Origin of the sequence: Acinetobacter sp. WCHAc060033 (genome assembly GCF_004209125.1) — a bacterium.
Classification (GTDB): domain Bacteria; phylum Pseudomonadota; class Gammaproteobacteria; order Pseudomonadales; family Moraxellaceae; genus Acinetobacter; species Acinetobacter wuhouensis.
The window spans coordinates 65,856-91,571 of sequence record NZ_SGSW01000003.1 but is presented as its reverse complement, the minus strand read 5'-3'; the positions used below and the strand labels follow the sequence as shown (position 1 = coordinate 91,571).

Sequence of the window (25,716 nt, the reverse complement as noted above, 5' to 3'; positions counted from 1 at the left end):
TGGAGTTTTAGAATAATCTATTAGATTGCTAATCCTAAACATACCACCCCACCTAAGCCCAAAACTAGCCCCAATGCTGTAATCACTTTGAGTTTTTCTTTGAAAATGATTAAGCCCGCAATCACACCAAATAACACGACCAGAATATTCATTCCTGCAAAAACAATTGCTGGAGAATCTTTCAGTAAAATATGCGCTTTGACATATAAGGCAATATTTGCAAAATTTAAAAGCCCTAAAACAAAACCTGCAAAGATATTTTTAATATTCCAATCCGCTTTACGAAACAATAAATAAGCGATAGAAAGAATAAAGGAACAGAAAAACATGAGGGTCAAAGTCACAGGAAATTGCAATCCTAGACTCGTCGTATATTTCAACAAAATATCGACAACAGCATAACCTATCCAAACACTGAGTAAATACATCACTCCTTTCTGATCTAAAGCCGTATTTGTTGCATGTGATGAACTGGTCTGAGAAAAAATAATGCAAAGCACAGCAATAATTCCTAAACTGATGCCTAACATTTTCAATTGATTAAATTGTTCTTGAAATAAAAAATAAGCCGCCAATAGTGATAAAACCACAGATAAACGCTGTGCAATTTCAGTTTTAACAATCCCTGCTGTATGTAATGATTTAGCAAGACATAAAAAGATGCTCGGTAACACCATTCCTAATACAATGATCAACCACCACGGTGTTTGAGATACTGAAATATGGGCTAAATCAGGCTTAAACCATAAGTAACTGAATATACTGGCAATGGCATAATTCCATGCAATCATTTGCAGTGCATCAAAGCCTTTCTGTTTGGCAAATTTCAACAGGATAGAGACCAGTACACTACACAGTGCTGCTGAAAAAATCAGTTCCATGACGATCTTCTTATTTCAATTTAGTATTTCAAAAAGTTTAATAAAAAGCCCACTAAAACTTAGTGGGCTTTCTTTTACAAATCATTCAATTTATAAATAATTAAATCAAATTATTTATAACGATCCACCATTTTCTCTAAAGAAATTGGACGAATCTTGTCTGCATTACCCGCTGTACCAAATGCTGTATAACGATCTACACAGATTTGTTTCATTGCATCTACAGTTTTTGCGAAGAATTTACGTGGATCAAATTCGCTTGGTTGTTCAGCCATCATACGGCGCATTGCACCTGTAGACGCTAAACGTAAATCTGTATCGATGTTGATTTTACGTACACCGTGTTTGATTGCTTCAACCAATTGCTCAACAGGAACACCATAAGTTTCTTTGATGTCGCCACCATATTGGTTAATGATCGCAAGCCATTCTTGTGGAACTGAGCTTGAACCATGCATTACAAGGTGTGTATTTGGAAGTGCCGCATGGATTTCTTTAATGCGGTCAATGGCCAAAATATCACCTGTAGGTGGACGAGTGAATTTGTACGCACCGTGTGAAGTACCTACAGCAATTGCAAGTGCATCAACATTGGTATCTTTTACAAATTGAGTTGCTTCTTCAACTGAAGTAAGTAATTGAGAATGGTCAAGAACGCCTTCAGCGCCTACGCCATCTTCCTCACCTGCCATACCTGTTTCAAGGCTACCTAAACAACCGATTTCGCCTTCAACAGATACACCACACGCATGCGCCATTTGAACCGTACGACGAGTTACGTCTACGTTATATTCATAAGTTGTTGGTGTTTTACCATCCGCACCTAAAGAACCATCCATCATCACTGATGAAAAGCCTAATTGGATAGAACGCTGACATACATCTGGATCTGTACCATGATCTTGGTGCATTACCACTGGAATATGTGGCCATTCTTCAATTGCAGCTAGAATTAAATGACGTAAAAAAGGAGCGCCTGCATATTTACGTGCGCCCGCAGAAGCTTGCACAATTACAGGTGAATTTGTTTCGTCAGCGGCTAACATGATTGCGCGCATTTGTTCTAAGTTGTTTACGTTAAACGCTGGAACGCCGTAGTTATGTTCACCGGCATGATCCAAGAGTTGGCGCAATGAAATAAGAGCCATAATATCCTCCCAAGTAATGCCCCATATTCTACATGGGGAATTATTTCAAATCAGCAACAATCTTGACTATTTCATAAAAAATCCCTGCTTTAGCAGGGACTTTTAACAAATATCAACAAAGCACTTAGATTATTGTACTTTTGGCGCTTCTTCTTCATGAGGAGTCGCTGCATCTGCTGGTGCATTTGAAAGTTCAGCAGGAACATCCGTATTTTTTTCATCAAGTACAGGCTTGTCGATTGCATCGATCGCTGCTTGTTGTTCTGGAGTTATATTTTCAGACGCTGTAGAAGTTGCTTCTGAAGCAGATGTTTGTTCTGACGCAGGTGCTTTTTCTTGTTTAGAACATGCAGTCAGTGCTAAAGGAGCAATCAGAAGTACTACAAGAGCAAATTTAAATTTCATCACATTTCCCAGTGTTAGTGATTGGATTAAATTTAGTTTATTGCAAAAATATTTCATTTTTATTACTTGAAGATGAATAGCAAAAACAAAAGGGCTGACACAGCGTCAGCCCTTTCATTAAAACGTCATAAATGCGTTTTAAATAAGTGATTATGCACGTTCAAGCAATACAGCAACTGCAGGAAGTGTTTTGCCTTCAACAAACTCAAGGAATGCACCGCCACCTGTAGAGATATAACCAATTTTGTCAGCAACTTCATATTTATCAATCGCAGCTAAAGTATCACCACCGCCTGCGATCGAGAAACCTGCTGATTCAGCAATTGCCAATGACAATGCTTTAGTGCCTTCGCCGAATTGATCCACTTCAAACACACCTACTGGACCATTCCAAAGAATCGTTTTCGATGTTTTTAAGATCTCAGCAAATGCTTTTGCAGTTTCTGGACCGACATCTAAAATCATGTCATTGTCAGCAACGTCTTCAACTTTTTTCACAACCGCTTTCGCTGCCGCAAGTGAACCCAAGAAATCATCAAAGTTGATTTCTGAAGCATCAGCAACTACAACGTCAGTTGGAAGTGGAACTGAAACTTTCGCTGCAATCGCTTTCGCAGTATCAATCAAATCATGTTCACACAATGATTTACCCACATTGAAACCAGCCGCGGCAAGGAATGTATTGGCAATACCACCACCCACGATCAATTGATCGCAAATATCAGAAAGTGAAGTTAAAACATCAAGCTTAGTTGATACTTTTGAACCTGCAACAATTGCAACCATTGGTTTTTCAGGCGTTTGAAGCGCACGACCTAAAGCATCCAATTCAGCTGCAAGTAAAGGACCTGCCGCAGCAACTTTGGCTAAACGTGCAACACCTTCAGTTGATGCTTCTGCACGGTGTGCAGTACCGAAAGCATCCATGACAAATACATCGCAAAGCGCTGCATATTTCGCTGCTAATTCAGGGTTATTTTTCTTTTCGCCTGTATTGAAACGACAGTTTTCAAGTAAAACCACTTGACCCGCTGCAACTTCAACGCCATCTAAGTAATCTGTAAATAATTTTACTTCTTGTCCCAAAGCTTCAGTTAAATAAGCCGCTACAGGTGCAAGAGATTGTTCAGCTTTTGGTTCACCTTCAACAGGACGACCTAAGTGTGAATACACCATTACCGCAGCACCTTTTTCAAGTGCCAATTTGATTGTCGGTAAAGCCGCACGTAAACGTGCATCGCTTGTAATCACACCATTTTTAACAGGTACGTTTAAATCTTCACGGATAAGAACACGCTTGCCTGTTAAATCGAGGTCAGTCATACGCTGAAAATTCATGTATAGCTCTCTTTTATTAGATATTGAAAATCGCGTAGATTCTAAATGATTACACAAAAAAAGGTTAGATACTTTCGTAGAAAAGCTGTAGAAAAGTTCTGTTTTGATTATTATAGGTCAAACTTTTTAATTTTGAATGCTTATGTCTATTCATCCCAATCCTAAAATCAATGGTTTAAATGTCTTAGGTGAGCCTTTAGCAAGTTGTTGCTTCTCACCGATTACGGGTTATTTTCGTAACGGATTTTGTCATACAGCACCTTCTGACATCGGACAACATACGGTTTGTGTCGAATTAACTTCTGAATTTTTGAGTTTTTCCCAAAGAATGGGTAATGATTTAATTACACCCTTACCAGAACATGGCTTTCCAGGCTTACAACCAGGCGACTTTTGGTGTCTATGCGTGACCCGTTGGGTTGAAGCTTATCAGCATGATATGGCGCCACGTGTAAAATTACAGGCGTGTCATCAAGCAGTTCTGTCTTACGTTCCTTTAGATTTGTTAATGGAATATGCTGTTTAATGAGTCATTCTGAAAATAAGCCTACTGAAATCATTTTGGCTTCATCAAGCCAAACTCGTAAAGATTTAATGAATCGTCTAGGTTTGACTTATCTTTGTATTTCACCTGATATTGATGAATCTCCACGTGGTGAAACTCATGCAGATGATTTGGCAAAGCGTTTGGCTTTTGAGAAAGCGCAAGTCATAGCAAAAGACCATCCAAATGCCATTGTGATTGGTTCAGATCAAGTCGCTTGGCGTGAACATTCTCCACAAGATTTTATTGGAAAACCTTTAACGGTAGAAAAAGCCATTCAACAGCTACAAGCCAATTCAGGTCAGAATGTTTATTTTAGTACTGCACTCAGTGTGCAACATCTAGCTTCTGGTTTTGAACACACCTTGGTTGAGCATTATCATGTGAAATTCCGTGAATTAACACTTGAAGAAATTCAGCGTTATATCGAAGTTGATCAGCCTTTGCATTGTGCGGGTAGTTTTAAATGTGAAAGTTTGGGAATTTCATTATTTGAACAAATGATTGGGCAGGATCAAACCACACTAATGGGTATGCCTATGATTCAGTTGTGTGGGGTTTTAAGGAAGTTAGGGCTTCTGCTTCCATAGAAGAAAACTAACCTTTAATTTTTTTACGAAATTGGTGGTGTTAAATCTTTTATATGCTTGTCTGATATACAACTTTCCGCATAATCAATAATTTGGCTATTTTGATCTAGATAGCTCTTAATCTTTGAATATTGGATATTTTTATCGACATTAATTGAATAATAGCTCCCACCTTCAAACCCAACCCATTCACAACCTAATTCTTGGATTTCATTTAATATTCTATTCACATTTTCTTCAACAAAATTAAAAAAAACAATTCTAATTGTTGAGTTCTCTGAAGTTTTTAACAAGTCATCGAAATACAATAAACCATCTGATAACCTTTCAACTTGAAGTAAATCACTAAAGGCTATATTAGTGGCATATACAGGTATGCTTTTTATCAAGTACTTATCTTGCGCTATCATTTCAGCCCAAATTTGTTCTTGTGATAAAACACCATTGAAATCATAATATGGAATTAATACTGGCTCAACTTCAGCCACCCCCACAATAATGAGAAGTTATTGTTTTTATTTCATTATTTATATTCATTTTTCACTCTATGGTCATTATCAATAATTTACTTTTACATGATATTTAACTTAAGTTCAGTTAGGCATATTGTTTATTAATTTATCATTATATAAAACTACAAGAGAATTTTTTTGGCTGAAGAAAAAAGCCTCAAACTGAGGCTTCTTCTAACACCAAATACAAATCAATCCGCTGAAATATCTTCAAATAACACAGAAGATAAATAACGCTCACCCGCATCAGGAAGAATCACCACAATGGTTTTTCCTGCATTTTCAGGGCGAGCCGCAAGTTTTGCAGCAGCAGCTAAAGCCGCACCACTAGAAATACCCACAAAAACACCCTCTTGAGTTGCACTTTGACGTGCAAAATCAATCGCTTCTTGGTTTTCAATTGCGATTACTTCATCCACCAAACTTAAATCTAAGTTTTTAGGAATGAAGTTTGCACCAATCCCCTGAATCTTATGAGGTCCTGGTGTCAAAGTTTCGCCACGTTTAGTTTGACCAATGATTGGTGAATCAGCAGGCTCAACAGCAACAGAATGAATCGACTGTTTTTTTACATTTTCAAAATAACTAGAAATACCAGAAATCGTACCGCCTGTACCTACACCAGCAACGAGAATATCAACTTTACCGCCTGTAGCCGCCCAAATTTCAGGACCAGTCGTAGTTTCATGAATCTTAGGATTCGCTGGGTTTTCAAACTGTTGTGGTAAGTAATACGTTTCAGGCTGTTCAGTCGCTAAACGCACAGCTTCATCAACCGCACCTTTCATTCCTTTTGCAGGTTCAGTCAGAATCAAATTTGCACCCAAAGCTTTTAATACTTTACGGCGTTCGATACTCATACTTGCAGGCATGGTTAAAGTAATATCATAACCTTTCGCCGCAGCAACAAATGCTAAAGCAATACCGGTATTTCCGCTTGTAGGCTCAACGATGTGCATGCCTTTTTTCAAAAGACCTTTTGCTTCAGCATCGGCAATCAAAGCAGCACCGATACGATCTTTTACAGAAAACGCAGGGTTACGGCTTTCCACTTTAGCAAGTACAGTAGCACCACCCGAAATCAGACGGTTAATACGTACCAAAGGCGTATTACCAATCGCTTCAGCGTTGTTGCTATATACAGCAATACCTAAATTTTCAGTTGCTGGGAAATTTGGATCTGTAGACATGGTCTTTCCTTGAATCTAAATGTGTTATATCACTCTATCATAATGCTTTTTTATGAAACTTTGATATTCGGTTACTGAATTTAATTATATCTATATCGAAATAGATTATTCATATAAATCATAAGTTTAGTTTTTAAGCAAATTGTTTGACTGAATTGTCATCAAATCAAAGTGTATATTTGTATATTATTTCAAGCATAATAACGCTATGACGCTAACCTAGAGAATATTATGGCAAGCAATGCTTATCAAAAATTTTACCGACAATTTACAAAAAAAATATTAGATAAAATCGTAAGCCCACAAGTTTTAGGTGATACAGAAAAACTTGAAAATACTATACATGATCCGAATACACCTAGTTCACCGATTTGCTATGTGATTCAAGATGATTCAACCTCGAATAAAGTCTTAATTGACAATGAAACAGAAAAAAGAAATTTAAGCCCAGCTTTTGCACCACTGTTTTTATCTGATGATTATCAAGAAGATGATTCTTTTATTATTTTAGAACCAAGTAAAAGCAATGCTTCGGCTTATTATCCAGACAAAATTATTCGTCTGGTTGAATACTTATTAAAACATCCTGAACAAGATGTGCTTTTAGTACCCACTACGATCCTTTGGGGACGTGCGCCTGAAAATGAAGACAGTTGGTATAAAGCCTTAATGGCAGATGCTTGGACAAAACCGACGGGGATTAAACAAGCGCTCAATATCACGCTCTATGGACGTGATAACTATATCGAATTCCATCAAGCAATTTCGTTACGTTCACTAATTGATTCAGCCATTGAGCTTACACCGAACTTCTCACCTGCACATTATGTGGTGACTGAACTCAACAAACAGTTTAATGGCTATAAAGAAGCAATTTTAGGTCCTGATATTTCTGACCGTCGTAATGTCATTAAAAAATTAATGATGTCGGAAGCTGTCAAAGAAGCGATTCTCAATGAGAGCATTCATAAAAAAATCAGTGTCAATGAAGCTGAAAATTTAGCACATAAATATTTAGATGAAATTGTTTCGGATTTTTCATATTCAACTTTGCGCTTTGCTGAGATTGCCCTGACCAAACTTTGGACACAGCTTTATGACGGGATCGAAGTGCATAATTTCGATACAGTCCGTGAACTCGCGAAAGATTATGAAATTGTCTACACGCCATGCCATCGTAGCCACATCGACTATTTATTATTGTCTTACGTCATTTACAACCGTGGTTTGATGATTCCGCATATTGCTGCGGGTATTAACTTAAATATGCCTGTGGTTGGACAATTGATGCGTGGCGCAGGTGCATACTTCATTCGTCGTAGTTTTAACGGTAATGCACTTTATACTGCTGTCTTTAAAGAATATATCTACAGTATGCTGAATCGTAATACACCGATGGAATATTTCATCGAGGGTGGTCGCTCACGTACAGGTTTATTGCTTGCACCGAAAAAAGGCATGCTCGCTATGACCATTCAGAGCTATTTACGTGGTAATAGTAAGCCAATTGCGTTCATTCCAACCTATTTTGGTTATGAAAAATTGATGGAAGGTAGCTCTTATATCAAAGAGTTAGGCGGACAAAAGAAACAAGCCGAATCTCTATTTGGATTGTTAAAATCTATTCAAAAAATTGAAAAAGTCTTTGGTGTCGTTCATGTAAATTTAGGTGAGCCAGTGTTCCTTGATGACTTACTCAAAAAACACAATGCGCCTGAACATGTTGCACTCCATGAAGAAATGCCCGCTTCTGTCAAAGCGACCGTGAATGATGTTGCGATCGAAATTTTAGAAAATATCAACAAAGCGGTCGTGATTAATCCAATCAGCTTGATTTCTCTTGTTTTATTAAATGCACCGACACATGCATTGGCTGAACGTGAAGTCATCCAACGTTTAGAGCAATTAAGAAACTTGCTCAAACAATATTGTTATGATGAACGTATGAAAATGACGGAGCTTTCAAATCAAGAAATCATTCAATATGCAATGAAGCTTAAGCAAGTTGAATTGATTGAGCATGATAATGAACGCTGGGTTAAAGTCAGTGATACCCAAGTCGGTTTACTGAAGTACTTTAGCAACAACATTTTGCATACTTTTATTTTGCCTGCGTTAATTGCCAAAGTATTGAAAATGCAAACGGAGCAACAAGTTTTTGTCATTGCTAAAGCTGATTTATTGAGCCAAGTGATTGCACTTTATCCTGAAATTCAGAAAGCCTTTTTCTTAAAATGGGATGAATCAGAGGTTCAAACTGAAATTGAACAGCTTTTACAATATTTTGTGACTGAAAAATTAATTCAAATCAATGACGAAGATAATATTCAAATCTCGGATGCTGATCCAAAAGTTCGCTTACTTTCTGCTTTTGCACATTTATATGATGTCAATGTCGTAGTAAAAGACGCTGAGAAAGAAGATAAAGAGAAATAAGCTTTTAAAATTGAATTTAGAATAAACAATCCCTTCACTTACTTTTGCATCATGAAAATTATGCATCAAGTTGAAGGGATTTTTTTAGCTCTTTAATCCAATAAAACCATAATAATTCAATACCTGTGCAAAGGTTTCTATAGTAGAAAACCCTGCTTGCTGATATAAATGCTTCATTTCATCTACACTGATCAATGCAAAGTCTTGATCAATACGATTTGCCATAACCTCAGCCTGCTTCTCAGACAAGCCTGTTTTTAAAGCAAGTATTTTCAAGGTTTCTAATTGTTGAGGATTTGAGATTTGAGTGAGTTCATAACTTAAACACAATCCAAATTTGCTTAGGCTATTTCCAATATCTTTAAAAAAATGTCCTTTTTGTTGTGTCGGTACAAAATGCGAAACCAAAATTGCCAATGCAACATCAAAAGTTTCACTCAAGCTGGATAAAATAGAAGTATCACCCTGTAAAAATTGAACCTGATTTAAAAGCCCTGAATCCGCAATATATTGCTGCGCTTTTTCAATCATATTCGGTGCAGGATCAATCGCCGTAAATGTCCAATTTGGAAATTGTTCAGCTAAATATTTCAACTCATAACCTGTACCACAACCAACCACTAAAATTTTAGCATTCGACGGCGCATAGGTTTTCAATAAAGCATGCACTTGCAAATGAATCATTTCATAACTTGGAATCAATTTACGGATATGCTCATCATAGCCATCGACTACAATAGGGTTGTTAAAATCCTTTGCCATCTTTCCATCCTTTAAGAATGTTGAATTTAGAGATTTTTAATACGGCTACTTCGATGATTCAACATCTTGAACTTGCTTCACTTTAACCGCCTGTAAGCAAAAATCAGCAATTTGCTTCACAAAATATTCTTTATAGGTTTTGTCAAAACGGTTGGTTTTGGCAATACTCAAAGGCTCAATCACCACGAACGTCATCGCCCCCACAATACATAGTGCTGTGGTATTTAGATCTTCAAAAATAAATTCACCAGAATGGCGACCTTCGGTTAGTATTTTAAGAATACTTTCTTTAATCAATTGCTTACTTTGAAAACGTTCCAATTCAAATTGTGGATCGACAGGTTCAAATAATAAAGAATAAGATAAACGCGGACTATTCATCGCACGTTTCACAAAGGTCGTCACTGCACGATGTAACTTTTCCACAGCAGTCTGTTCGGTATGCGCAATATCATTGAGAATATTGACTTCGATATGAATTGCGGCATTTAAAACTTCAATTAAAACCTGATTTTTATTTTCAAAATAGCGATAAACCAAACCACTCGACACCCCTGCCCGATCTGCAATCGCTTGAATTTGCGCATCTTTAAATCCTCCTTGTGCAACCAATTCCCGAGCAGACAATAAAATCATCTCACGGTTTTGTTGCATCTTTTCTTCCATCACAGAGGATCGTTTATAACTCATGACTTTATAAAAATTCCATTTAAAAATAAAAGATTAAAAAACTTAAAGTAAATTTTACCCTAATTTTTCGATGTGGTAATTCAGACTAAATACTAATGAGTTTCGACTCAATTAGCTATCCTTTGGGCAGTAAACCTTTTTGCAATGAATCAGAGTGTTTATTGAATAAGCACAATCGTGAGAGAACACTCTCAAATAGATTGATTTTATGCATAATTTGTAAAGAGATTGTCCGAAAATCCCCCCTTATATTGGTCAAATCTCCCCTTTATTCACTTGCTTAAAAATGATTCACTAAGTTGATCAAAGAATCGTATAAAAGCTTTATAAATTAGCCTTTTGGGTTAGATTATTTATAAAGTTTCTATACGGTAATAACGATAATATTCAAGGAAGAATAGAATGAAAATAAAACCACTTATTTTAAGTATGTTGCCGATTTTAGCGACGACATATAGCCACTCAGCTGCAATGGATCAGTCTGGACAGTCGATTTTAGCCTTTCTTGAAGATAAAAATTACGTTGAAGCCAGTATCGCTGTGGTCGATCCTGATGTATCGGGTAAAGTTCGAGATCGTCCAGATCTTGTCAATGTAGGAAGTACCGATCTCAGCACTGGAGATATGGCAGAATCTTTTCAATATTATAATGTTGCCCTCAAACTCCAAATCGCGCCGATGGTGTCTTTTGGTTTGATCTATGACCAACCCTTCGGTGCAGCTGTCAAATACCCTTTACGTGACAATAATACATTTTCAGACAACAAGATCAGTCAAACTGGCACTGAGGCCAATGTCGATACCCAAAATATTAGTATGCTCTTTGGCTTCCAACCTGACCCACATTTCAACCTCTATGCAGGAGGTGTTTATCAAACTGTAAAAGGTAATGTAAAACTTCGTGGTAATTCCATGAGTATCTTCAATGGGTATGATGCCGATTTTAAACAAGATAATGCAGTTGGTTGGCTTGCAGGTGCAGCATTCCAAATTCCAGAAATTGCACTAAAAGCTGCCGTGACGTATCGCTCTGAAATTAAACACAAGTTACAAGCAACTGAAACTATTTTTGGCGAGCCTCTAGTCCTCACTGCTGATACAAAAACTGAAATTACCACACCTCAATCGGTCAATTTAGATTTTCAAACTGGGGTTTATAAAGATACTTTGGCTTATTTAAATGCACGATGGGTCAATTGGAAACAGTTTGAGTTAAGACCGACACAGTTTGGGGCTTTGACTGAAATGGCGACAGGTGAACTTAGCCAAGGATTGTATTCAGGTGGTTTCAATCTTGATGATTATCATAAAGATCAATACAGCGTCACACTGGGTTTAGGTCATCAATTTACAGAAAAATGGGCAGCTTCTGCGGATGTGTCTTGGGACTCTGGTACAGGCAATCCTGCCTCTGTACTCAACCCAACTAAGGGTGGCTGGGGCTTAGGCTTAGGTGTGCAATATAATCCTGCACCAAACTATTTCATTGCAGGTGGTGTGAAATATCTTTGGATTGGTGATGCAACAGCACAAGATGGTACATACTACCTCCCTGTTCCTGGTATTTCTGAAATCGCCCAACAAGGAGACTATAAGGACAATACAGCGATTGGATATGGTCTAAAAATGGGTTATCGTTTTTAATCCATTCTATTGGATTTGGTTAAATTAAGGTTTTAGCGTAGACTTCTTTCACTTGTAACACTTAACGAAAGAAGTCTTTTTTATTTTCAAATATAAATTCATTTTTCAGTCATTTGTACATGTTATACATCAAATAACGGAAATTAAAAAACAAGTTAGCGTCTAACTTAAAATCTCTAAAAATTTAAAGGTATATCGATATGAAACTCTTACGTTTAATTCCAGTTTTGGCATTGGGTACAATTTTAACTGCTTGCGGTGGCTTACCTAAAGAGTGTGAAGAATCTTGGAAACACATGGAGGAACTTGGCAAGCAAAGTGGCATGCCTGAAGAATCGTTAAAAGAACAAAAGAAAGCGTTTGAAGAAGAAATTAAAAAGTTATCTAAAGATGAAGCGATTCAAGCATGTAAAGCACAATCGTCAATTCTTGGAATGGTTAAACAATAATTTCTTATAGTCACCTAAGAGCAGTACGCATGTTAAAAAAATTAGCATAAATATTGCTCTTTTTAGATTCCTAAAAATAATAATACCTAAGCTCATCAATCACATTGTTTTGATTCATCATAAATAAACATCGGTCCTAACTCATAAATTTGATCATTGCGTTTTGCTTGCGGAATATATGCACTGGAAATTGAACCATCTAAATATAAGGCTTGGTTGATTTTTAATTGTGTTTTGAAAATATCAGCAAAATCATAAAAACTGATTCGTCCACGACTAATCACAAAATACAACTGATTGTTTTTAATTCCAACACCGTTACGGATTTTCAATGATTCTGAATTTTTCACAAAAATCGGATTGATGCTTCCATTTATCACCAACATCGGACCTGACTGCGTGGCATAGGTGGATTGGAAATCTGTATTTTTAAATTGTTGCGTGGTTTGAATGACTGCTTTATTTTTATTCCAAGCCAGCACGCCATTGGGTTGCATAAAGAAATTACCAAATTGATTTTTTTGAAGATTCAAGGGATAAATCTGTTTTGACTGTTCGACATATAAGCCCACGGGTTCAAACGTTGCGTGATACATCCCTGCATTCATTGCAAAACTGAGTCGACAATCTTTATGCTTTTTCAGAATTGCTGAAAAGCGTTTAAAAGGCTTATTTTGTGCATCATTTAAGGCTAGTTTTAGTTTATGAAATTCATCGATTTTGACAACATCTGCAATAACTTGATTGTTATGCTTAATTTCAAAATATTCGGTATTTGCTAGCGTTTGTGATGGCATTCCACTCATACCAAACCACGATAATAGCAACGGTAAAGACACTTTTAGCTTCATATCATGTACACAAATTCTATAGAAATCGCTCCTATTCTAAGCTGTATAGCTGCGATAAATGAATATTATTTATCATTTTAGATGCAAATTTTTACTTAATTATCAATTTCAAGGCTTCTATATTCACATGACATCGCTATAATGGCTCTGTCCTTTCAATTAAATACATGTGTACACTTTATTTGAACTGAGTGGAATATGCAGATTAAATCAGTAACAACAAAGTATGCTCTAGGTTCGCATCTTATCGTAAAGCATTTTGGCTATAGCCATCATGGGATTTACGCAGGTAAGGGACGCGTCATTCATTATTCTGGTTTTGCACACCTTTTCAAAAAACGCCCGATTGAAATCACCACACTAGAAAAGTTTGCTCATGGTAAAACCATCCATATTCGTCAATATGAACAGCCCAAATTTAAAGGTCGCCATGTGGTACGCCGTATGCGTTCACGCATGCATGAAAATAATTACCATTTAATTATTAATAATTGTGAACACCTCTGTAGTTGGGCAATCACAGGAATTGAAAGTAGTCCTCAAGTAGTCAAAATGATGAACCGTTTAACCACGATTGGTTATATCAGCTCTATTATGACCTATATGAATGGTTTATTTTTAACGATTGCAACCACATGTTTTGCTTTAGTTTTATATATAAAAATGAAACTGAGAGCCCAATCTAAACTTAAACTTCCAACTTATTTATCGATTAAAGAACAACAATCTAAAAAATAAAACAACTAGGCAAAAAAAACCCTACCGAAGCAGGGAACGAGAAATATCACGTTTTTTTCAAGGTGAGCATAACGCTCAACCTCAATATGAATAGCATTCCGATAAATGTCAATAATTAATTAAATTACAATAATTTAATAAAAATAAATTAACATTTTTTTTACAAAAACTTAACGGTTAAATGGTGGAAATTTGTCTTCAATTAAATTTAATTTTATACCGTGTTCCAAATAAGCTTTTAAATTATCAATGACTGTTGTGAATCCACCTGTCGCATCGACTATAAAAGCGATCAATTCCGCCCCTTGTAATGGAATATCGTAATTTCTGATTTTTAAGTAGGTTTGCTCTGCATTGACCTGTTCAAAAATAAAATCTACTGTCGATTTTGGATCTCCCCAAATCACTTGAATCAGTCTATTTTCAGTGATATTTAACACTTTAACTTGTGCGGTCACTTCATATTTAGCCCAACGCCATTCTACAGTTTTGCCCTGTTCTAATTTTCCAGTTGAATGACTAAACCAAAATTGCGTGGTGATTTCAGGGTTGATAAAAGCATTAAAAACATCATTGATCGGTTTACAGATCAGCATTTGGGTTTCAATGGTTGGGTTCATTGTGTTGCTCCAAATTGAATGTATAAACAATGTGATACCACATCATTTATAGATGCGGTATTTTTATTTTGTTAATCATTTTTCGATCAGTTTGTTTACTATGCTATAAAATTGGATTTAACCAGTGCATGGTATCGTTCTGAAAATTGTCCATTCCAATAAGGATAATAGGGATAAGGCGGATAAATCGCACTTACAGTATCCAATCGTTGGATTTGATCCTCATTCAATTTAAATTGATTCGCTTCAAGATTTGCAGACAATTGTTGCGAATTTCTAGCGCCGATCAAGACTGTTGAAACTGTTGGTCGTTGCAATATCCAATTAAGTGAAATTTGTGGAATAGAATAACCCGTTGCAAGTGAAATATCCTGAAGCACATCTAAAACCTGATACAGATATTCTTCATTGACTGGTGGTGCGAATTGCGCTGTTTCATGTAAACGACTATGTTCAGGTAATGGATGATTTCGATCAAATTTACCCGTCAGTCTGCCCCAGCCTAGTGGACTCCAGACCACAGCGCCAATTTTTTGATCGTGGTTTAAAGACATCAGTTCCCATTCATAATCACGTCCAATTAGTGAATAATAAATCTGATGTGCGCTGAATTTTTCATAACCATAACGATCCGCAATTGCTTGGGCTTTCATTAGCTGCCATCCTGCAAAATTGGATGCACCGATATAACGAACCTTGCCACTTTTAACCAGTTGATCTAGAGATGACATCAGTTGTTCGAGTGGGGTAAAACTGTCAAATTGATGAAGTTGTAATACATCTATATAGTCGGTATTTAGACGCTTTAGAGACTGCTCTACAGCGTGGATCAGATAATGACGTGAATAGCCGACATGATTGATTTGTTCATTGCTTCGTATGCCAACTTTAGTTGAGATGATGACCTGTTGACGTTGATTGGTTAGTGCTTTGCCAAGCATCCGTTCAGATTCACCATCTGAGTAAACATCCGCTGTATCAAAATAGTTAATACCTGCGTCTAAACATTGCTGAATCATTTGATTGGCTTCAGCCTGATCTGCCTGCCCCCATGCTGAAAATAATGGTCCCTTACCTCCCAATATTCCTGCGCCAAAACCAAGTTCTGAAACTTGTAATCCTGAACTGCCTAGAAAGTTATATTCCATGTGAATCTACCGTCTATGATTGATTCATCACAGAATAATCATCGTAAATATTCAAATAAATACGAATAATCAACAATCATTTTTCTGATTTTCTTGATAATTGTTATTGTATTTTATGTTTTGTGTTTTTGGAAAATCGTTTAAAAAATATTGAGATAAGGCGCACTGATTATGAATACTGATGATTTTCACTTTTTTGTCCGTGTTGCAGAACTCGGTTCAATTAGTCAGGCTGCCAAAGAAGCCGATATTTCAGTTTCAGTGGCGAGTCAACGAATTCAAAGACTTGAACAGCATTTAATGCTTAGGCTATTTTACAGAACCACTCGTCGTTTAACGCTAACGGATGAAGGAAAAATTTTACTCAGACAAGGTTATCCACTCATTCAAGAATTTCAAACACTCAAAGATAATTTATTGGAACAAAATCAGGAATTAACAGGAACGCTCAAGTTGACAGCTTCAGCAACATTCGGTGCAAAAATACTTACAGCTGTGATTGCTCAGTTTCTCTTACACCACCCAAAACTCAATATAATTTTAGATTTAAATGATCAAAATGTTGATCTCATTGAACATGGCTTTGATGTCGCCATTCGTATCGGAAAATTACAGGATTCAAGTCTGATCGCCAAACCACTGATGGATAATCCACGCTTACTTTGCGCAGCACCTGAATATTTAGCACATCATGGTATACCTAAAACGCCTAATGACTTATTACAGCATCAATGTATTGTGCAAAACCATCAACAAGGTTTAAGCCATACATGGCAATTGTTTGATAATGAAAATAATGCCTATTCGGTCAAGGTATCAGGACAATTTATTTCCAACTCAGGTGATGGCATTCGCCAAGCTTCTTTGGCAGGCATTGGTATTTCCAATCATTCGCTTTGGCATGTACAGGAAGATTTAGCATCTGGAAAATTAGTCCAAGTACTGCCCGACTATACAGTTGAACCTACACAGATTTATGCAATTATTCCAGATCGTAAGCTTGTTCCACAAAAAGTAAGCGTTTTTATTGAGTATTTACAAAATTATTTTCAATAAAAAATAATCAAGCTGACAATATATTATTTTTATTTTCAAACCTTAAAATAAAAAATGCATTATTCTAAATGACAAACATAGTCTACAACTTCACTTGACTGCATACTAAAGCGACTATTTTCAGGAACTTTAAAATATTCACCTGCAGAAAAAGATTTAAACTCCCCATCCCCAATTTTGATCAGACATTTTCCTGAAATAATTTCTATTCTCTCAGGGACATGTGTTTCAAAAGTTAAGGGCTTTTCTGTAGGAAGCAACACACCTAAAGTTTTCTTCGAACCATCTTGACATTCAATCAGATAACTGATAGATCGACCATCAAAATGAATATTCGGCTTTTTATGAACAGTGACAAAATCAAATTGTATCGCCATGACACAAACCTGTTTAATTTTTATACACAAACAATGTATATCTTTTCATGACTTCATTTCAATATTTTTATCAAAAAATAAACCCAGCCGAAGCTGGGTTTAATACTTAAATTTAAAATTACTTATTCGGTTTAAAACTGTCTTTCAAATCTAAGATACGGTTAAACACAGGTTTATCGCTTGTATGATCGTGCTGATCTGCAACAAAATATCCTTCACGTTCAAACTGGAAGCGATCTTCAGGTTTTGCTTGCGCCAATGCAGGTTCAATCACCGCTTGCAAAACTTGTAACGAATCAGGATTTAAACATTTCAAGAAATCGTCATCGGCATCAGGTGCAGCCTCTGTGAATAAACGATCATAAACACGTACTTCCGCAGGAATACCTTTAGTCGCAGATACCCAATGCACAACACCTTTCACCTTACGTCCTTCAGGATTTTTACCTAAAGTTTCAGGATCAATCGAACATTTCAGTTCAACTACTTCGCCATTTGCATCTTTAATCACTTCATCACACTTGATGACATAAGCATGACGTAAACGTACTTCGCCTTCAGGGATCAAACGCTTAAAGCCTTTTGGTGGTACTTCTTCAAAGTCTTTACGGTCAATATAAATTTCTGATGTTAAAGGAATGATACGATCGCCCATATCCACGTTTGGATGACGTGCATGGCTCAAATCCATATCTTCAGGCAGATTCGTTAAAGTCACTTTGAGTGGATTCAATACAGCCATACCACGCGCTGCGGTATTTTCCAAAGATTGGCGAATACAGAACTCAAGCATTGCCACATCAACAATACCATCCGTTTTAGACACACCAACACGTTTACAGAAATCACGTAAACCTTCAGGTGTGAAACCACGACGACGCATACCGACCACTGTAGGCATACGTGGATCGTCCCAACCACTTACATGATTGCCTTCAACCAATTTACGCAATTTACGTTTAGAAGTAATGGTATAGTCAATGTTTAAACGGCTAGATTCGTACTGATGTGGTACAGATGGCGATTTAACTTTTTCAACCACCCAATCATAGAACGGACGGTGATCTTGGAATTCCAATGTACATAATGAATGGGTAATACCTTCAATCGCATCAGATAATGGATGCGCATAGTCGTACATCGGGTACATTTTCCATTTATCACCTGTTTGGTGATGTTCAGAATGGAGTACACGGTACAAAATCGGATCACGCATGTGAACGTTTGGTGACGCCATATCAATTTTGGCACGTAATACCGCTTTGCCTTCGCCAAACTCACCATTGTTCATTTGTTCAAAACGTGCAAGGTTTTCTTCGACCGAAGTATCACGGTATGGAGAATTTTTACCTAAATCGACAAAATTACCACGATTCAAACGGATTTCTTCAGGGCTTTGCAAATCAACATAAGCATCACCTTGTTTGATCAATTGAATCGCCCAAGCGTGTAATTGGTCAAAATAGCTAGAAGCATAACGAGGCTCACCGTTCCATTCAAAACCAAGCCACTTCACATCATTGGCAATACCATCGACATATTCTTGTTCTTCAGCATCTGGATTGGTATCGTCAAAACGTAGGTTACATAAACCTTGGTATTCTTCTGCGATGCCAAAGTTCAAACAAATCGCTTTGACATGACCAATATGTAAATAACCGTTTGGTTCAGGTGGGAAACGTGTCACAACTTGTTGAGTGCGACCTGCTGCCAAATCATCAGTAATCACTTGGCGTACAAAGTCCAAACCTGCCTGTTGTTCTTGCTGCGCATTATCGACAGATGCAGTATTGGTTGTCGGGGTTTTCGGCAGTTCTGAAACAACATCATTTGGCTTCATAGTTGATAAATCACTTCTAAAAGTTAAAATAGGATCAATAAAAACGAATTTTCGAAAATATTAACAAAGAAAATCACGTTTTTGCTTGCTATGTAGTTTACAGTTTGCTTATGCTTCTCTCAACCAAAAACCCATGACATTTTTGTCATGATTAGGAGATTATAGAATGAGTTTTCCTCAAGTCGAATTAAACACCAACAAAGGACGCATTGTTCTTGAACTTAACTCTGAAAAAGCACCTAAAACTGTTGCTAACTTTTTAGAATACGTTCGTGATGGTTTTTATGATGGCGTAATCTTCCACCGTGTGATTGACGGTTTCATGATTCAAGGCGGTGGCATGGATGAAAATTTCAAAGAAAAAGCTACCCGTGACTCTATTGAAAACGAAGCTGACAACGGCTTAAGCAATGATGAAGGTACGATTGCAATGGCGCGTACTCAAGCTCCCCACTCTGCTTCTGCTCAATTCTTCATTAACGTGAAAAACAACTCTTTCCTTAACCACACTGGTAAAACAGCACAAGGTTGGGGCTATGCAGTATTTGGTAAAGTAACTGAAGGCTTAGACGTTGTTGAAGCGATCAAAGGTGTCCGTACTGGTAACCGTGGTTATCACGCTGACGTTCCTTTAGAAAATGTTGTCATTGAATCTGCAAAAATTATTGCTGAGTAATTTTTAAATCCTCCCCAACCCTCCTTTAATAAAGGAGGGAGTAAAAGCCCAAATATAAATGGGTGGAAAGTCCCTCTTTAATAAAGGTGGGTGAGGAGCATTGCTCCGCAAGGGGGATTCTAAAATAGGTAAAATAAAATAGTGACCCATCTGTTTATCGCTGATTTACATTTGTCACCAGATCACCCTCGACTCGTTCGGGGGTTTTTAGCTTTATTGGAACAATATCAAAATAATAATGCCACACAACCAACCCAACTCTATATTTTAGGCGATTGGTTTAACGCTTGGATTGGCGATGACTACACTGCCCCGTGGTTAGATGAAATTGTCACTGCTTTAAAACAGTTCACATCATCAGGCAATCAAGTTTTCTTTTTAGTGGGTAATCGCGACTTTGCTCTAGGTCAGAAATTTCTCAATCAATTCAATGGCAAACTCCTACCCGAGATTTATACCCTAAATATTGGAAATAAAAAATTTAGAATCGAACATGGCGATGCCCTGTGTACTGATGATGTTTCTTATCAACGTTTCCGTAAAATTATTCGTAATCCGATTATTTTAGGCTTATTAAAAAGTACACCTTTGAGTTTTAGACAAAAACTTGCCAATGGTTTTCGCAAAAAAAGCCGTGAATCCAATCAAACTAAAAGCTATACCATTATGGATGTAAATGCACAGGCTGTTGAAACTGCCTTAGCTGAGGTTGATGTATTGATTCATGGACATACCCACCGCCCTGAAATCCATGATGTACATGGTAAAACGAGGATTGTTTTAGGCGATTGGCGTGAAAAAACATCTGAAGCGATGATTTTAGAGGTGGATGATGATGGGCAATACGATTTCATCAAATGGACAATAAATTAGAATATATAAAGAATCGCTTTTAATTATGAATGATAAAGAAATAAGTAAATATTTGAGTTTTATCCTCAGACATCAACCTGAATCAATTCAATTAAAATTGGATCAGCAAGGTTGGGCAAATATTGAAGAACTTATAGACAACGCTGAACCTGTCAATAATTTCAGAATCGATAGAGCTACGCTAAATTCAATTGTTGAAAATAGTGATAAAAAACGTTTTCAAATCAGCAGTGATGGTTTAAAAATTCGTGCTGTACAAGGTCACTCCACATCTACTGTAGATCGAACGTTTACCGAAAAGATGCCACCAGAAATACTTTTTCATGGTACTGCCGAACGGTTTATTGACTCGATCAAACAACATGGATTAGTTCCAAAGGAACGTCAATATGTACATTTATCAGAAAATATCGAAACAGCTATAGCAGTTGGTCAGCGTTATGGTAAACCACGTATTCTGAGTATCAATGCCTTAGAAATGTATCATCGTGGGATTAAATTTTATCAGGCTGAAAATGGTGTATGGCTTGTCGAGCGAGTTGTTCCACAATTTATTGCGTTTGAACCGTGAAAATTCACGCTTATTTACGTTTCAAAAGATTCAAATTATCTGAAATATGTCTATAATATCGAAAATTTACGATATATGAGACAGCTCATGGATTTATTAACTGTATCTAAAACTCGCTACACGACCAAAGCTTATGATGCAACTAAGAAAATTCCGCAAGAAAAATTCGAACAGTTACTAGAAATCCTACGTTTGACGCCATCTTCGATCAACATCCAACCGTGGCACTTTTTCATTGCAGATAATGATGCGGCGAAACAACGCATTGCCACAGCACTAGTTGGAAAATATGCTTATAACGCACCTAAAGTTTTAGACTCATCACATACGATTCTCTTTTGTACCAAAGCTGATATTACAGAGCAGCATTTAGCGAATCTATTGAGTCAAGATGATTTAAGCGGTCGTTTTAAAGATGAAAAAGCCAAACAAGGTCAAAAAGATAGCCGTTCAGGTTATGTAGATTATTACCGTACTGAAAAAGGTGATATTCAACGTTGGGCAGAAAACCAAACTTTCATTGCACTTGGGCAAGCTCTCCTTGCAGCAGGAATCGAAGGGATTGATGCAACACCGATCGGTGGTTTTGATGAAACGATTATCACCGAAGAATTAGGTTTAGACGAGAAAGGTTTGATTCCATCTGTACTCATGACACTAGGTTATCGTAGTGATGCAGATTTCAATGCTTCATTGCCTAAGTCACGTTTAAACAAAGAAGAAATATTTACCAAACTTTAAGTTTTTGAATCGTCAAAATTTAAATAAGAGAAGTCATACGTGACTTCTTTTTATTTCACTCATAAATATCTAACTCAACAAATATCATACCCACTCAACATTTATCCTAAGGGATAATAATGATCAAAGTTAAAATAAAAATACATGCTCTATGAAAAAGACGATTTTACTCACTCTATTGATCACACAGTTCTACGCATGCTCATCTTTTGAAATGAGTGCTGAAAATAAACAAAATCAAAAATTCTCAAAATTTAGTCAACAATTTACCAATCCTGATCATATTCAAAAAACAGATGAAGCAAAAATTCTAGCCGAACTACAAATCATGACACCGTATATTCTTTCACTCAATACTCAATCAGTGAATATGCAAGGGAAAATACCTGAAAATAGGGATAATCTTTATTTAGATTTTGCCAACTTAAATGCAGCTTATTCTGAATATTTAGTATTCCATCATTGCATAGATTTATCTGAGAAATATTTTTTAAATGCAGAAGATTCTTATTTAAAATTATTACAAGACTCCCCCTATGATGAAAACCTTCTCTACAATATTTCTATTTTCTATGCGCGCAACTCCGTACCATTCGATGATGATCAACACCAACAGATACGCACCCAACTTTTAGAAAAATCTAAACAATATGCTGAAAAAAATCAAGAAATTAATACAGAAAATCAGCAATATAGACAGCATTACTATGCTGTACTGAGTGAGCTTCTCAATGCACTTGATAAACAAAAGATCAGGAAAGATCAACAAAAAATATTAATACAAACATTACAGCCTTTTTTATTTGAATTACTCGAACAACCTAACATGGATTATGATTCTGGTAATTTTTTTATATTGGTCAAATATTATGATCAGTATTTAAAAGCTTATTATCCTCAGCAAGCAAAATCTTGGTTAAAACAAAACCAGAATAAAATTTTAACATTTTACAATTCACATCAGGATGAAAATACTCAACGGAACAATACGATAAGTGCACAACTCTATGCATTATTAGATCAACCAGAGAAAGCATTATATTTTCTCAAGTTATTAAAATTTACCGAAAAAGATAATTACACACCACAAGATATTCTCGATGAACAACTTTTTGATAAAATGCGCCATTTAAAAGCATTTCAAGACTGGTTTGCACGATATTCACAAGAATACCAAGCTTATCTGGAGCAAAACCCAAAGGTTTGTAACAGCCTACAAAGCAGTGTGCATTCTGAAATAAAATTATTAAACAATCAACGATCTAAACACGTATTAGAGATCAATAAAAATGTAGGTGAAGTACATCAATTGCCACAAAAGCTTGAACAAAAGCCTGTGAAATAACGTGAATTATCCAAAGTTAAGCATTGTAAATGTGATGACTTATTAACTTTTGAATGCATTTATTCACAGATTTTTAAAATCAATTTTCAGCATGAATCAAATGTTCATGCCGAAATATATTTTCAATCCAATCGATTAGATTGGATGTGAACTGGCAATTTCTTGGCTGATCATCACTGCTGTTGCAGCAGAAAGCGTCCATCCCAGATGTCCGTGCCCTGTATTATAGAATACCCGCTCACGTTTTCCACGTTTTACCACAGGCATCATATTTGGCATCATCGGTCTTAAACCTGCCCATGGCACACAATGTTCAGTCGAAATATCGAAGTTCTTATTCACCCAATCCGTTAGAGGCTGAATGCGATCTGAACGTATATCTCGGTTATAACCATTAAATTCCGCTGTACCTGCGATGCGCAAACGATTTGCACCTAAACGTGAAGTCACAATCTTGGCGCTTTCATCAAGCAAGCTGACCCACGGTGCGCCATTGATACTTTTCTCATCGTTGAGTTGCACTGTGATTGAATATCCTTTGACGGGATAGACATTAACGCGATCACCCAATTGATTGGCTAACTGGTAACTACCTACTCCACCACAGACCACAACTGCATCTGCGCTAATTTGTTCAATGACTTTAGCATGGCTTTCTTGACCATTCACATTTTCGCCACTGCTGTGATATTGAATATTTACACCTGTAGAAGTGTGATCAATATTCACCACTTCCATGCCAAAGATGTATTTCACCCCATACTTTTCCGAAGCCTTCGCAAGCCCCATGGTAAATTTGTGAATATCACCTGTTGCATCACCTGGGCAATAGAAACCACCATAATATTCACCAGTTAAACTTGGCTCAATGGATTTTATTTCTTCAGGTGTCACTGCATGGCGCTCCAATCCACCTTTACAAAGTAAATTATTGACAGCAGTTGCTACCTTATAGTCTTCTTCAGAATGGTAAAAATGCAAAATTCCACGCTTTTCTAGGTCGAAATCAATACCTTCTTGTTCTGCAATACTAAATAATCTTTGACGTGCCAACAGTGCCATTTTGACCGTGTCGCACGTATTGGCTTCGTAATGTTTAATGTTGCCAAGAAACTCAACCAGCCATGCATATTTGTGCAAATCAAATGCAGGATTGAGCAATAATGGGGCATCTTTTTTTGCCATCCATTTTATGCCTTTGAGTACAGTTGATTTTTGATTCCAAACTTCTGCATTACAGGCAGACAGCTGTCCACCGTTGGCAAATGATGTTTCCATCGCGGGAAATAAATGTTTATCAATAACAGTAACTTGATAACCTAATTGAGCAAGTTCATAAGCGGAAGTTACACCTGTAATTCCTGAACCAATAACGACGACATGACACATACGCACACTCCTTTGAAATGTAATGTTCAAGACGTTTCATTCGTCCTAAAATACATTGTCAATGTATGCCCCATCTGTCATGTGTACCTGAGAGCTTCGATAAAACCTAAGTCATTCATCATCAATGTTTTAGGTTAAACCATCCCCTTCGGTGAGCCATTTCTTTTTATTTTCAATAGAATGGCTTCTCTCCAGAGTTTTACAATGATTACAGTCCTTTTGCCTGAGAGTTTCCGGGGTCGTTGCTCCTTCGGCGAGTCAGAAGACTTCTCTCCTGCAATCATCTTTCCTTGTATATAGCAATGTATATGCCATTTTGAATAAAATAGATACATATTTAAGGTTTTAAAGCGTAAAATATTATTCACTTGAGTCTAAGCTTGTTAGAAACTGCTGTTTATCACTCTCCGTCAAAAATCTTAAAATGAAAGACTGAATCGTATTTTTTTCTAATTGTGCAACTTGCTCTATTTTTGCTAAAGCTAGATCTAATTCAACCATATTATCAGCAAATAAATGATCTAACCAAATTTGATCATTGATCACTTGCTCAGTCAAAATCAGTACAACGCCACTATCAGAGACTAAATTTTCACATAAATCTGCACCAATATTGCACTTTATATAAGTCTGTCCATGCCATGAGTTGACTAATAATTGTAAATTAGAGGTCGTTAGCTTTTTTTCTGCATATAAATCAGTTGCGGAAAAATACATAATTCTTTCAAACTCAGATTCATATGCATACGCAGAAAAATCATCCAAGAGAGGTTTAACCTGATTATTTTTGCTATTTGCAATCAGGGCTATACCATCTTCAGCAAAACGTAAAACTTTTAATTCATTCATTTTTTAAAAACTTGTTATTCAGCTTCGTTATTTCTATTGCGGATTTGATAGGA

Annotated in this window: 27 protein-coding genes and 1 riboswitch; of the genes, 12 read left to right on the top strand and 15 right to left on the bottom strand. The window is 36.6% G+C overall.

The genetic code is table 11. The features are described from left to right. Positions 1–20 precede the first annotated feature (20 nt). From EXE10_RS01995 to EXE10_RS01980, 4 genes are all read right to left on the bottom strand, one after another. Positions 21–881, bottom strand: coding sequence for a DMT family transporter (locus EXE10_RS01995; RefSeq protein WP_130112184.1), 861 nt, complete (start codon positions 879–881; stop codon positions 21–23). A 110-nt stretch (positions 882–991) separates the two neighbouring features. Next, the gene (fba, locus tag EXE10_RS01990; RefSeq protein WP_068975132.1) at positions 992–2,029 is read right to left on the bottom strand and encodes a class II fructose-bisphosphate aldolase; all 1,038 of its coding nucleotides are present in this window, start codon (positions 2,027–2,029) and stop codon (positions 992–994) included. Between the two features lie 129 nt (positions 2,030–2,158). Further along, positions 2,159–2,434: a hypothetical protein gene (locus EXE10_RS01985; RefSeq protein ID WP_130112183.1), complete on the bottom strand. Its 276-nt coding sequence runs from the start codon at positions 2,432–2,434 to the stop codon at positions 2,159–2,161. A gap of 150 nt (positions 2,435–2,584) precedes the next feature. Further along, the gene (locus EXE10_RS01980; protein WP_130112182.1) at positions 2,585–3,772 is read right to left on the bottom strand and encodes a phosphoglycerate kinase; all 1,188 of its coding nucleotides are present in this window, start codon (positions 3,770–3,772) and stop codon (positions 2,585–2,587) included. 142 nt (positions 3,773–3,914) lie between these two features. Here EXE10_RS01980 and EXE10_RS01975 point away from each other — a divergent pair, with 142 nt between their 5' ends. Together EXE10_RS01975 and EXE10_RS01970 are read left to right on the top strand one after the other, a co-directional pair. After that, positions 3,915–4,298 carry a DUF2237 family protein gene (locus EXE10_RS01975; RefSeq protein ID WP_068975129.1) on the top strand — a complete coding sequence of 128 codons (384 nt, stop codon included), beginning with the start codon at positions 3,915–3,917 and terminating at the stop codon, positions 4,296–4,298. Then, on the top strand, positions 4,298–4,906 hold the full coding sequence (locus EXE10_RS01970) for a Maf family protein (RefSeq protein WP_130112181.1): 609 nt from the start codon (positions 4,298–4,300) through the stop codon (positions 4,904–4,906). Before EXE10_RS01975 ends, EXE10_RS01970 begins: the two co-directional genes overlap by 1 nt. 23 nt (positions 4,907–4,929) lie before the next feature. Here EXE10_RS01970 and EXE10_RS01965 read toward each other — a convergent pair whose 3' ends face one another. Further along, positions 4,930–5,394, bottom strand: coding sequence for a DUF4265 domain-containing protein (locus EXE10_RS01965; protein ID WP_228256762.1), 465 nt, complete (start codon positions 5,392–5,394; stop codon positions 4,930–4,932). A gap of 215 nt (positions 5,395–5,609) precedes the next feature. Beyond that, the gene (gene cysK / locus EXE10_RS01960) at positions 5,610–6,608 is read right to left on the bottom strand and encodes a cysteine synthase A (RefSeq protein ID WP_130112180.1); all 999 of its coding nucleotides are present in this window, start codon (positions 6,606–6,608) and stop codon (positions 5,610–5,612) included. Between the two features lie 231 nt (positions 6,609–6,839). Here cysK and plsB point away from each other — a divergent pair, with 231 nt between their 5' ends. Next, positions 6,840–9,044 (top strand): glycerol-3-phosphate 1-O-acyltransferase PlsB, encoded by a 2,205-nt coding sequence (plsB, locus tag EXE10_RS01955; protein WP_130112179.1) that lies wholly within the window; start codon positions 6,840–6,842, stop codon positions 9,042–9,044. A gap of 84 nt (positions 9,045–9,128) precedes the next feature. Here plsB and EXE10_RS01950 read toward each other — a convergent pair whose 3' ends face one another. Both EXE10_RS01950 and EXE10_RS01945 read right to left on the bottom strand, forming a co-directional pair. Further along, the gene (locus EXE10_RS01950; protein ID WP_130112178.1) at positions 9,129–9,806 is read right to left on the bottom strand and encodes a class I SAM-dependent methyltransferase; all 678 of its coding nucleotides are present in this window, start codon (positions 9,804–9,806) and stop codon (positions 9,129–9,131) included. A 45-nt stretch (positions 9,807–9,851) separates the two neighbouring features. Next, positions 9,852–10,496: a TetR/AcrR family transcriptional regulator gene (locus tag EXE10_RS01945; protein WP_162994927.1), complete on the bottom strand. Its 645-nt coding sequence runs from the start codon at positions 10,494–10,496 to the stop codon at positions 9,852–9,854. A gap of 402 nt (positions 10,497–10,898) precedes the next feature. Here EXE10_RS01945 and EXE10_RS01940 point away from each other — a divergent pair, with 402 nt between their 5' ends. Both EXE10_RS01940 and EXE10_RS01935 read left to right on the top strand, forming a co-directional pair. After that, complete coding sequence (locus EXE10_RS01940; protein ID WP_130112177.1) at positions 10,899–12,140, top strand: OmpP1/FadL family transporter; 1,242 nt, start codon at positions 10,899–10,901, stop codon at positions 12,138–12,140. A 200-nt stretch (positions 12,141–12,340) separates the two neighbouring features. Continuing rightward, positions 12,341–12,589: a hypothetical protein gene (locus EXE10_RS01935; RefSeq protein WP_068974271.1), complete on the top strand. Its 249-nt coding sequence runs from the start codon at positions 12,341–12,343 to the stop codon at positions 12,587–12,589. Positions 12,590–12,684: 95 nt separating this feature from the next. Here the strand turns inward: EXE10_RS01935 and EXE10_RS01930 are convergent, their stop codons facing one another. After that, positions 12,685–13,440, bottom strand: a complete 756-nt coding sequence (locus EXE10_RS01930) for a phosphodiester glycosidase family protein (protein ID WP_130112176.1) — start codon at positions 13,438–13,440, stop codon at positions 12,685–12,687. A 198-nt stretch (positions 13,441–13,638) separates the two neighbouring features. On the opposite strand from EXE10_RS01930, the gene EXE10_RS01925 reads away from it, so the two are divergent. Then, positions 13,639–14,178 (top strand): lecithin retinol acyltransferase family protein, encoded by a 540-nt coding sequence (locus EXE10_RS01925; protein WP_068974273.1) that lies wholly within the window; start codon positions 13,639–13,641, stop codon positions 14,176–14,178. Between the two features lie 170 nt (positions 14,179–14,348). On the opposite strand, the gene EXE10_RS01920 is transcribed toward EXE10_RS01925, so the two are convergent. Together EXE10_RS01920 and EXE10_RS01915 are read right to left on the bottom strand one after the other, a co-directional pair. Further along, on the bottom strand, positions 14,349–14,798 hold the full coding sequence (locus EXE10_RS01920) for an SRPBCC domain-containing protein (RefSeq protein ID WP_130112175.1): 450 nt from the start codon (positions 14,796–14,798) through the stop codon (positions 14,349–14,351). A gap of 98 nt (positions 14,799–14,896) precedes the next feature. Beyond that, positions 14,897–15,946: an aldo/keto reductase gene (locus EXE10_RS01915; protein WP_130112174.1), complete on the bottom strand. Its 1,050-nt coding sequence runs from the start codon at positions 15,944–15,946 to the stop codon at positions 14,897–14,899. A gap of 171 nt (positions 15,947–16,117) precedes the next feature. On the opposite strand from EXE10_RS01915, the gene EXE10_RS01910 reads away from it, so the two are divergent. Continuing rightward, positions 16,118–17,002, top strand: a complete 885-nt coding sequence (locus EXE10_RS01910; protein WP_130112173.1) for a LysR family transcriptional regulator — start codon at positions 16,118–16,120, stop codon at positions 17,000–17,002. A gap of 59 nt (positions 17,003–17,061) precedes the next feature. Here EXE10_RS01910 and EXE10_RS01905 read toward each other — a convergent pair whose 3' ends face one another. Next, the gene (locus tag EXE10_RS01905) at positions 17,062–17,379 is read right to left on the bottom strand and encodes a pyrimidine/purine nucleoside phosphorylase (RefSeq protein ID WP_068974277.1); all 318 of its coding nucleotides are present in this window, start codon (positions 17,377–17,379) and stop codon (positions 17,062–17,064) included. A gap of 118 nt (positions 17,380–17,497) precedes the next feature. Next, on the bottom strand, positions 17,498–19,219 hold the full coding sequence (locus tag EXE10_RS01900; protein WP_130112172.1) for a glutamine--tRNA ligase/YqeY domain fusion protein: 1,722 nt from the start codon (positions 19,217–19,219) through the stop codon (positions 17,498–17,500). Between the two features lie 166 nt (positions 19,220–19,385). Between EXE10_RS01900 and EXE10_RS01895 the strand changes: the two genes are divergently transcribed. From EXE10_RS01895 to EXE10_RS01875, 5 genes are all read left to right on the top strand, one after another. Continuing rightward, entirely contained in the window at positions 19,386–19,895 is a 510-nt protein-coding gene (locus EXE10_RS01895) for a peptidylprolyl isomerase (RefSeq protein ID WP_068974279.1), read from the top strand. 141 nt (positions 19,896–20,036) lie between these two features. Continuing rightward, entirely contained in the window at positions 20,037–20,768 is a 732-nt protein-coding gene (locus EXE10_RS01890; protein ID WP_130112171.1) for a UDP-2,3-diacylglucosamine diphosphatase, read from the top strand. A 25-nt stretch (positions 20,769–20,793) separates the two neighbouring features. Then, positions 20,794–21,339, top strand: a complete 546-nt coding sequence (locus tag EXE10_RS01885; RefSeq protein ID WP_130112170.1) for an RNA 2'-phosphotransferase — start codon at positions 20,794–20,796, stop codon at positions 21,337–21,339. Positions 21,340–21,426: 87 nt separating this feature from the next. Then, positions 21,427–22,080, top strand: a complete 654-nt coding sequence (gene nfsB, locus EXE10_RS01880) for an oxygen-insensitive NAD(P)H nitroreductase (protein ID WP_130112169.1) — start codon at positions 21,427–21,429, stop codon at positions 22,078–22,080. Between the two features lie 151 nt (positions 22,081–22,231). Then, entirely contained in the window at positions 22,232–23,425 is a 1,194-nt protein-coding gene (locus EXE10_RS01875) for a hypothetical protein (RefSeq protein ID WP_130112168.1), read from the top strand. A gap of 135 nt (positions 23,426–23,560) precedes the next feature. Here EXE10_RS01875 and EXE10_RS01870 read toward each other — a convergent pair whose 3' ends face one another. Beyond that, positions 23,561–24,814 carry a D-amino acid dehydrogenase gene (locus EXE10_RS01870; protein WP_068974284.1) on the bottom strand — a complete coding sequence of 418 codons (1,254 nt, stop codon included), beginning with the start codon at positions 24,812–24,814 and terminating at the stop codon, positions 23,561–23,563. Between the two features lie 201 nt (positions 24,815–25,015). Beyond that, positions 25,016–25,101: riboswitch (glycine riboswitch) on the bottom strand. Between the two features lie 73 nt (positions 25,102–25,174). Beyond that, positions 25,175–25,663, bottom strand: coding sequence for a hypothetical protein (locus EXE10_RS01865; protein ID WP_130112167.1), 489 nt, complete (start codon positions 25,661–25,663; stop codon positions 25,175–25,177). Positions 25,664–25,716: the final 53 nt, after the last annotated feature.

Excerpts from the sequence above, each read along its gene's own strand:
- EXE10_RS01985 (WP_130112183.1), bottom strand. The coding sequence starts at position 2,434 with ATGAAATTTAAATTTGCTCTTGTAGTACTTCTGATTGCTCCTTTAGCA.
- EXE10_RS01920 (WP_130112175.1), bottom strand. The coding sequence starts at position 14,798 with ATGAACCCAACCATTGAAACCCAAATGCTGATCTGTAAACCGATCAAT.
- EXE10_RS01910 (WP_130112173.1), top strand. The coding sequence starts at position 16,118 with ATGAATACTGATGATTTTCACTTTTTTGTCCGTGTTGCAGAACTCGGT.
- fba (WP_068975132.1), bottom strand. The coding sequence starts at position 2,029 with ATGGCTCTTATTTCATTGCGCCAACTCTTGGATCATGCCGGTGAACAT.
- EXE10_RS01870 (WP_068974284.1), bottom strand. The coding sequence starts at position 24,814 with ATGTGTCATGTCGTCGTTATTGGTTCAGGAATTACAGGTGTAACTTCC.
- EXE10_RS01930 (WP_130112176.1), bottom strand. The coding sequence starts at position 13,440 with ATGAAGCTAAAAGTGTCTTTACCGTTGCTATTATCGTGGTTTGGTATG.
- EXE10_RS01865 (WP_130112167.1), bottom strand. The coding sequence starts at position 25,663 with ATGAATGAATTAAAAGTTTTACGTTTTGCTGAAGATGGTATAGCCCTG.
- EXE10_RS01925 (WP_068974273.1), top strand. The coding sequence starts at position 13,639 with ATGCAGATTAAATCAGTAACAACAAAGTATGCTCTAGGTTCGCATCTT.
- EXE10_RS01915 (WP_130112174.1), bottom strand. The coding sequence starts at position 15,946 with ATGGAATATAACTTTCTAGGCAGTTCAGGATTACAAGTTTCAGAACTT.
- EXE10_RS01970 (WP_130112181.1), top strand. The coding sequence starts at position 4,298 with ATGAGTCATTCTGAAAATAAGCCTACTGAAATCATTTTGGCTTCATCA.
- EXE10_RS01885 (WP_130112170.1), top strand. The coding sequence starts at position 20,794 with ATGAATGATAAAGAAATAAGTAAATATTTGAGTTTTATCCTCAGACAT.
- EXE10_RS01905 (WP_068974277.1), bottom strand. The coding sequence starts at position 17,379 with ATGGCGATACAATTTGATTTTGTCACTGTTCATAAAAAGCCGAATATT.
- EXE10_RS01950 (WP_130112178.1), bottom strand. The coding sequence starts at position 9,806 with ATGGCAAAGGATTTTAACAACCCTATTGTAGTCGATGGCTATGATGAG.
- cysK (WP_130112180.1), bottom strand. The coding sequence starts at position 6,608 with ATGTCTACAGATCCAAATTTCCCAGCAACTGAAAATTTAGGTATTGCT.
- EXE10_RS01935 (WP_068974271.1), top strand. The coding sequence starts at position 12,341 with ATGAAACTCTTACGTTTAATTCCAGTTTTGGCATTGGGTACAATTTTA.
- EXE10_RS01940 (WP_130112177.1), top strand. The coding sequence starts at position 10,899 with ATGAAAATAAAACCACTTATTTTAAGTATGTTGCCGATTTTAGCGACG.
- EXE10_RS01900 (WP_130112172.1), bottom strand. The coding sequence starts at position 19,219 with ATGAAGCCAAATGATGTTGTTTCAGAACTGCCGAAAACCCCGACAACC.
- EXE10_RS01980 (WP_130112182.1), bottom strand. The coding sequence starts at position 3,772 with ATGAATTTTCAGCGTATGACTGACCTCGATTTAACAGGCAAGCGTGTT.
- EXE10_RS01975 (WP_068975129.1), top strand. The coding sequence starts at position 3,915 with ATGTCTATTCATCCCAATCCTAAAATCAATGGTTTAAATGTCTTAGGT.
- EXE10_RS01895 (WP_068974279.1), top strand. The coding sequence starts at position 19,386 with ATGAGTTTTCCTCAAGTCGAATTAAACACCAACAAAGGACGCATTGTT.
- EXE10_RS01875 (WP_130112168.1), top strand. The coding sequence starts at position 22,232 with ATGAAAAAGACGATTTTACTCACTCTATTGATCACACAGTTCTACGCA.
- EXE10_RS01995 (WP_130112184.1), bottom strand. The coding sequence starts at position 881 with ATGGAACTGATTTTTTCAGCAGCACTGTGTAGTGTACTGGTCTCTATC.
- EXE10_RS01945 (WP_162994927.1), bottom strand. The coding sequence starts at position 10,496 with ATGAGTTATAAACGATCCTCTGTGATGGAAGAAAAGATGCAACAAAAC.
- nfsB (WP_130112169.1), top strand. The coding sequence starts at position 21,427 with ATGGATTTATTAACTGTATCTAAAACTCGCTACACGACCAAAGCTTAT.
- plsB (WP_130112179.1), top strand. The coding sequence starts at position 6,840 with ATGGCAAGCAATGCTTATCAAAAATTTTACCGACAATTTACAAAAAAA.